This window comes from Rhodococcus sp. NPDC003383 (assembly GCF_053589115.1).
In genome coordinates, this window is the sequence record NZ_JBSFRG010000042.1 from 36,947 (window position 1) to 44,548 (window position 7,602).

Annotated in this window: 5 protein-coding genes; all 5 read right to left on the reverse strand. The window is 67.4% G+C overall.

Annotated elements, in window-relative coordinates; genetic code table 11:
• Positions 1-27: 27 nt before the first annotated feature.
• Positions 28-1,209 (reverse strand): mandelate racemase/muconate lactonizing enzyme family protein, encoded by a 1,182-nt coding sequence (locus ACWDTS_RS25850; RefSeq protein WP_420750764.1) that lies wholly within the window; start codon positions 1,207-1,209, stop codon positions 28-30.
• The gene (locus ACWDTS_RS25855) at positions 1,206-2,462 is read right to left on the reverse strand and encodes a CaiB/BaiF CoA transferase family protein (protein ID WP_197253106.1); all 1,257 of its coding nucleotides are present in this window, start codon (positions 2,460-2,462) and stop codon (positions 1,206-1,208) included. The genes ACWDTS_RS25850 and ACWDTS_RS25855 overlap by 4 nt, the downstream gene beginning before the upstream one ends.
• Entirely contained in the window at positions 2,459-3,649 is a 1,191-nt protein-coding gene (locus ACWDTS_RS25860) for an acyl-CoA dehydrogenase family protein (protein WP_197253107.1), read from the reverse strand. The genes ACWDTS_RS25855 and ACWDTS_RS25860 overlap by 4 nt, the downstream gene beginning before the upstream one ends.
• Positions 3,650-3,815: 166 nt before the next feature.
• The gene (locus ACWDTS_RS25865; RefSeq protein WP_197253108.1) at positions 3,816-4,739 is read right to left on the reverse strand and encodes a LysR substrate-binding domain-containing protein; all 924 of its coding nucleotides are present in this window, start codon (positions 4,737-4,739) and stop codon (positions 3,816-3,818) included.
• Positions 4,736-7,602 (reverse strand): amino acid adenylation domain-containing protein (locus ACWDTS_RS25870; RefSeq protein ID WP_450119298.1); only part of this gene is annotated, 2,867 nt, incomplete at its 5' end. The genes ACWDTS_RS25870 and ACWDTS_RS25865, both read right to left, overlap by 4 nt.

Below are 7,602 nucleotides of genomic sequence, written 5' to 3' on the forward strand. Positions count from 1 at the left end.
GACCGCCGGCGCCGATACCGATGGGTGTCAGGCGCTGACGAGCTGCCCGACGGTGACGATCTCCATTCCCGGGGTGATGTGGTCCGCGATGAACCGCTCGTTGAGCTCGATTCCGTAACCCGGGCCCTCGTTCGGGAAGAGCTTGCCGTCCTTGAAGATCGGCACGTTCGCGGCGATGTCGTTCTCGATGACCTGCTTCTCGTTCTCCCACTGGTTGTTGATGATCAGCGGACCGAGATTTTCGTGGGTGAACTGCGAAGCCCAGTTGTTCGCGATCATCAGATGGGCGGACGGGCTGGCCTCGAGACCCGATCCGATCATGCAGCCGCTGTAGACCGCCATGTCGGCGAGGCGCGCCATCGTGAGCCAGCGCTGCGCCTTGACGAGACCGCCGGCCTTCTGCATCTTGATGAACAGTCCGTCCGCCGCGCGGCGCTCGATGATCTCACGGATGTTGTACAGCTCCTGAGCGGATTCATCGGCGAACACCGGTGTCTCGATCCGGCCGCGCAGCCGGGCCATACCTTCGATGTCCCAGTGCGGAACAGGCTGCTCGATGCACTCCATCCGGAACTCGTCGAGACGGCGCATCGTCTTGAGTGCCTGATCGTAGTTCCAGAAACCGTTGGCATCGACGACGATACGTGCACCGGGACCGAGTGCGGCGCGTACTTCGCGGACATTGTCGACATCGTGGTCGGAGTTGCCGTCGGACTTGAGCTTGATCAGCGAGTACCCCTGCTCGTGAGCCGCAACCGCCTCGGCCACGATCTGGTCCGTCGGCCCCGCGGACGCCACCCAGCCCTGCACCGATGCCTCGATGTTCTTGCCGCCCAGCAACTGGTAGACCGGAACGCCGAACGCCTTGCCCTTGAGATCGTGCAACGCGAAATCGACGAGCGCCTTGGCCTGGTTGTTGTCGCGGACGAAGGTGTCCATCTGCCCGACGATCTTCTCGATGTTGAGCGGGTCCTGGCCGATGAGGAACTGCGGCGCGATGTGCTTGGCGATCATCGCGATCATCGAATCCTGTGTCTCACCGCGGTACCACGTCGAGGTGTCCCCGGAATCGCCGTAGCCGACGATGCCCTCGTCGGTGTACACCTTGAGCACCACCGAATGAATGTGTGTGATCCGGGTTCCCGGCATGATGAACGGCTTGACCAGCGGGGTGGAGACCGGGGTCAGTTCGACCTTGGTGATGATCATGAGGTCTGCTCCTGCAGTGTGGGAAGGACGGTGGCGCCGGCAGCGGCCAGTGCACCGAGATCGTTGCTGTCGAGACCGAGTTCTCTCAGAACCTCGGTGGTGTGTTCACCGGTCAGCGGGGCCGGACGTGTGATCGCCCCGGGGGTGCGGGACAACTTGGCGGGGATCCCCGGCACCGTGACTTCCCGGCCGCTGACCGGGTGCTCCACGGTCGGGAGCATGTCGCGGGCCGCGAAGTGCGGGTCGGCGAAGATGTCCTCGGCGTCGAAGATCGGACCCAGCGGCACCTTGCCGCCCAGCAGGTCGATCAGTTCCGCAACCGTGTGCCGGCGGGTCCAGTCGTTGACCACCTCGTACACGGCTTCGCGGTTCTCCCAGCGAGCGTGATCGGTAGCGAATCTCGGATCGTCCACGAGCTCCGGCCGGCCCATGATCGCGGCGAGTTTCGCCCACTGCGGGTTGTGCGGAGCACCGAGTGCGACGACACCGTCCGACGCCTCCACCGTGTCGAAGGGGGCGAAACCCTGCAGCTGGTTGCCGATCGGTGTGGGCACCTGCCCGGTGTGCCCGTACGTGTTGACGACGACCTCCGAGATCGCAAGCACGCTGTCGGCCATCGCGACGTCGACGTACTGGCCACGACCGCTGCGTTCCGCCTCACGCAGGGCGGCAAGGATGCCGAATGCCGCGAACAGCCCGGGAACGGTGTCACCGACACCGGAACCCACACGGACGGGGTGCTCGGCATCGCGGCCGGTGATGGACATCAGCCCACCCATGGCCTGTGCGACGATGTCGAATGCGGGCCAGTGCGCGTACGGGCTTTCGCCGCCGGGCTTGTCCCCGAAACCGCGGATGGAGGCGTAGACCAGTCTCGGATTCCGCGCCGCGAGGGTCTCGTAGCCGAGTCCGAGGCGTTCCATGACGCCCGCACTGAAGTTCTCGACGAGCACGTCGGCATCGTTCACCAGGCGCAGCAGAACGTTGCGGGCCTCGGGCTTCTTGAGGTCGAGCACGACGCTGCGCTTGTTGCGATTGGCGGACTGGAACACCCCGCCGTAGTCGCGAGGCTCGTCGTCGGAGCCGAACGGCCCGGTGTACCGGAGGAAATCGCCACGCGGAGGCTCGATCTTGATGACATCGGCGCCCTGATCGGCAAGAAGCGAAGTACAGAACGGTCCGGCGAGCGCTTGGGTCAGGTCGATCACCCGCACCCCGTCGAGAGCACGCCGTCCGGCGGCCCGGCGGCTCACAGCGTGGCCTCACGTCCGAGCAGGGCACGTCCGATGACGACCTTCTGGATCTGCGGAGTACCCTCGCCGATCTCGAGGCCGGACACGTCGCGCAACATGGCCTGCAGCGGAAGCTCCTCCGCGAACCCGGAGTGCCCGTGGGCGACGACGCAATCGCGGATGGTCTGCAGCGACACGTCGGTGGCATAGAGCTTGGTCATCGCGGCCTCCTTCGTGAAGGGCCTGCCGGCGTCGGCGAGCGACAGGGCACGATAGGTCAGCCACCGCGCGGCCTCGAGCTTGGTCGCGTTCTCGGCAATGGGGAAGGAGACCCCCTGGAACGACGAGACGGGCTTCCCGAACGCCTTGCGGCTCTTGACATATTCGATCGTGATGTCGAGCGCCTTGCGCGCGACGCCGGTGGACATGAGACCGATGACCGAGCGCGTGTAGTCGAATTCGCTCATCACGAGCCGGAATCCGTTCCCGACACCGCCGATCACGTACTCGTCGGGAACGAACACGTCGTCGAGGAACACCCCGGCGCGGCCGAGCGGCTTCCATCCGGCGTCGGGGAACTTCTGCATGCTCACGCCCTTTGCGTCGAGCGGCACGAGGAATGCGGTGACGCCGGAGTCCTCCGGCCCCTCGCCCCGCGCCTTGACGAACGTGATCATCGCCTTGGCGTGCGGCGCGAACGTGATGGAGGTCTTCTCACCGTTGAGCTTCCAGCCGCCCTCCACGCGTTCGGCCTTGGCGCGCATGGCCATCGCGTCGGAGCCCGATCCCGGTTCCGTCAACCCGAGTGCGACGACGTGGCGGCCCTCGACGATGCCGCGCACCCAGTCGCGCGCCACGTCGGGCGCGAGGAAGCGCTCGAGCAGTGGTCCGGTGAGGTTGTTGGTGTAGGCGAGCTGCGAGGCGTAGAAGTTCGCGTACGCGAGTTCCTCGTGCGCGATTCCGAGGTGTGTCTTGGTCATGCTCTCGCCGATCCTCCCCACCCCGCCGTTCTCCTCGGACACCCCGAGTCCCAGAAGGCCCTGGGCCGCCATCTTCTCGGCCAGATCCCACGGGAATTCCTCGCTGTGAGCCCGCTCGAGGTAGCTGTCCGCATGCGGCGCAGCGAATTCCCGTACCCATTGGGCGAATTCGTCGTACTCGGGAGCGAAGAGGACCGGGGGGTGCAGAGCGGACGTGTCTGACGACATGGAAATCTCCTCGAATCTTGCTGGATGGCAACGGACGGTCGGATCCGCTGCGACTGCGCGTGCGTCCCATCCGCGGTGCGGTGCGATGGACCCAGTATGTCCGCCGTCACTAACACTGAAAAGAACAAGAACCGAGTGATATTTATGAGTAAAACTGTGTATTGCGTCAGAGTGTGGCCGCGCGCTCGGTCGCGAACGCGAGGAATGCACGCGCGACCCTGCTCAGCAGGACATCGGGCCGCCACGCGATCACGAGGCGGACCGGTTCCAGTGCCGGCCGCTCGATGGGACGCAGAACGATCTGCATGCCCCCGTACGTGCGATCCAGCTTCGGCCGACTCAGCATCACGGTCCAACCCAAGCCGCGGCCGACGAACGCGCGCACCGTCTCGTAGTTCGCCGAGCGATAGCCGATCCGGGGAGTGAAACCCGCCAGGGCGCACACCTGCAGCGCGTGGTTCGAACTCGGCGCGGCGTCGAGCAACACCATCGGCTCGTCGGCCACGGATACGAGATCGACCGGCCCGGGATCGTCCGCGAGACGGTGTTCCGCCGACACCACCAGCGCAGGATTGCGCGTCCACAGGGTCGCCGTTCGCCACTGGCGGGGAATATCGAGGTCGTACACGATGACCGCATCGAGTTCTCCGCGCTCCAGCGCAGCTTCGAGTTCATCGGCCATCGCTTCCCGGAACTGCAGGGTGACGCCCGGATGGCTACGCCGGAACTCGTACAGCAGAGGCGGCAGAATCGTAGGCGCCACGGTGGCGTAGCACCCGATGACCAGCCGGCCCTTCAGTTCACCACCGGCGCCCGCGGTCTCGGCCTCGATATCGGCAGCCTGCTGCAGCAGTGCCCGCGCCCGAACCAGGACCGATTCGCCGGTCGGAGTGAGCTGCACGCCGTGGGCGCGCCGCCGCACACAGAGCTGGGCGGACATCGCCTTCTCCAGCTCCGTGACGGCCAGCGACACAGCCGACTGGGACACCAGCAGGCGGTCCGCGGCGGCGCTGATCGTGCCGGTTTCCGCGACCGCGACGAAAGCGACCAGCTGTCGCATGGTGAACGCCGGGGCACGGTCGAGACTCATGCCCCGATGATAGGAGCCTGCCCATGCCCCCTCGGCGCCCGCGACAGATGCCGCTCGAGGATCGGGCCGATCACCGCGAGACCCGCAGGACCGGTGAGTTGCTCGTGGGACAGCGGCACCGGGCACTCGACCACACCTTGCGTCACGTGTTCCTTCCAGGCGGAGGCGCCGGTGTCCCGATCGAGATCCCGGCCGCTGTCCGCGGCGGCGCTGAAGTACAGGAGGTCGACGCCGTCGAGCACCCCGGGGTGGTGTGCGAGCGCGAGGTCGACGAGTTCCCCGTACACGCGGTAGAGGGTTTCGAGGTCGGCCGCGGTCAGGGCAGCGAAGATGCCGCCCTTCGCGTGCAGCAGTTCCGCGACGGTCTCGAAGGTCGGCTCGGCACCGGTGGCCGGGAGGTCGTCGACGTCGCCGAACTCTTCGAGCAACCGGCCGATCGTGGGCCGCTCGGCGATCGTCCCGGTCAGCACGCGGGTGTCCAGCATGGCGAGGGTCGCCACGTCGTCGCCGGTGCTGCGCAGGCGCATCGCGATCTCGTGTGCGATCTGCCCGCCGACCGAGTAACCGACCAGGTGGTACGGGCCCGTCGGCTGCACGGACCGGATCTCCCGGACGTAGCGGTCGGCGAGGTCTTCGAGGGACGCGAACCTGGTGTCGGGTTCGGTGAGCGCCGGCGCCTGCAGTCCGTAGACGGGGCGGTCGTCGCCGAGGTACTGGGCAAGGCCGGCGAAGCACCAGGCCAATCCGATCGCCGGGTGGATGCAGAACAGGGGTTCCGCGGTACCGGGGCGCAGCGGCAACAGGACCGAGACCGCCGCTCGTGCCGCGTCCGGGTCGGTCGATGCGCCGCCGCTGTCGATTCGGCGGGCGAGGGTAGCGGGGGTCGAATACGTGAAGATCCACTGCACCGGAATCTCCGCCCCCATCGATTCCCGCAGGCGGGCAACGACACCGGTGGCGGTCAACGAGTTCCCGCCGAGGGAGAAGAAGTTGTCGTCCGCGCCGACGCGAGTCACCGCGAGTTCGGCCGAGAACGCCTCGGCCACCGCAGTTTCCGTTCCTTCGCGCGGTACCCGGAATTCGGTTGCACCGCAACGGAAGTCCGGCTCCGGCAACGCCGCCCGATCCACCTTCCCGTTCGCCGTCACCGGCACCGCGTCGATCACCGACACGACGGACGGCACCATGTGCGGCGCCAACCGCGTCCCCACCTGCGCCAGCACCGCCACCGGATCCAGCTCCGCGGCTGGTTCCGGCACCACGTATCCGACGAGCCGATCGCCGGCACCCCGGTGCACCGTCGCCACGGCTTCTCGGACACCGTCGCACGCCCGCAGCGCGGATTCGATCTCGCCGAGTTCGATGCGGAACCCGCGGACCTTCACCTGCTGATCGGAGCGGCCCACGTAGTCGAGTTCGAGCGTCCCGTCGTCGCGGCGGCGCCACCGCACCAGATCCCCGGTGCGGTACATGCGCTGCCCCTTCGGTCCCGCGACGAAACGCGAAGCGGTCAGTCCGGCGCGATTGCGGTAGCCGCGGGCCAAGCCGGGACCGGACAGGTACAGCTCCCCCACCACCCCGACGGGGACCGGCCGCAGCCGGTTGTCGAGCACGAGTTCGGCGAATCCGCGGATGGGGCGGCCGATCGTGACGGGTTCCCCGCTCTGCAGTGCGTGCCCCGCGTTCGACTGGATCGTCGTTTCCGCCGGGCCGTAGGTGTTGACCATGGTCCGGCCCGGCGCCCACCGGGCGACGAGTTCCGGCGGGCAGGTCTCGCCACCGACGATCACCGTGTCGAGCCGGTCGAGTCCGGCCGGATCCACCGTGCCCAGCGCCGCGGGGGTCAAGGCCGCGTGCGTGACCTGTTCCCGGGCGAGCAGGTCGGCCAGTTCCCGACCACCGAATACCCCGGGCGGGGAGATCACCGAACATCCACCGGATCCGAAGGCCCACAGCATCTCCAGCACCGCCGCGTCGAAACTCGGCGACGCCGCGTGCAGCACACGTGCGTGCGGACCGAGCCCGAACCGAGCGCACTGTTCTGCCACCAGGTTCGCGAGTCCCGCATGGGTGACCGTCACGCCCTTGGGGATCCCGGTCGACCCGGACGTGTAGATCACGTACGCGGGATGGTCCACCCGCAGTGGACGGACCCGCTCAGCGTCGACGATCGGGTTTTCCGGCGCTCCAGTGTCTTCCGGCGTTCCCGCATCTTCCGGCGTTTCGGCGAGCAGCCACGGCACCGAATCGGGGAGGCGATCGACCGCGTCGGGTGTGGTGAGGCCGAGCGAGGCGCCGGAGTCGGTGAGCATGTGCTCGATCCGCCCGGCCGGGTATCCGGGGTCGACGGGGACGAACGCGGCTCCGGTCTTCGCGACCGCCCACACCGCCAGCACCGACTCCACCGACCGTGCCATGCCGATGGCAACGCAGGTCTCGGGTCCGGCTCCCAGTGCAATCAGATTGCGCGCGAGACGGTTCGACCGGTCGTCGAGCTCACCGTAGGTCACGCGACGATCTCCGCACACGATCGCGGTCGCCGAGCGATCACCTGTTCCCGCGGCGAGAAGGTCGGGCAGCGTCGCCGGCGAGACGCCGGGTTCGCCGAACACCGGGACGAGCTGAGCATGCTCGACGGGGCCGAGCAGGTGCAGCCGGTCCAGGCACACGTCCGGTTCGGTCGCGACGGTGTGGACGATGCGCAGCACGCGGTCGAGGATTTCCTCCATCTGCCGGTGATCGAACAACTCGGGCAGGTACTTGATCGACAGGTGCAGCCGATCGTCCACGTGCGCAACCAAACCCATCGGATAATGCGCCGCATCCACGCCCGAGACATCCACCACCCGCATCCCCGCGATGT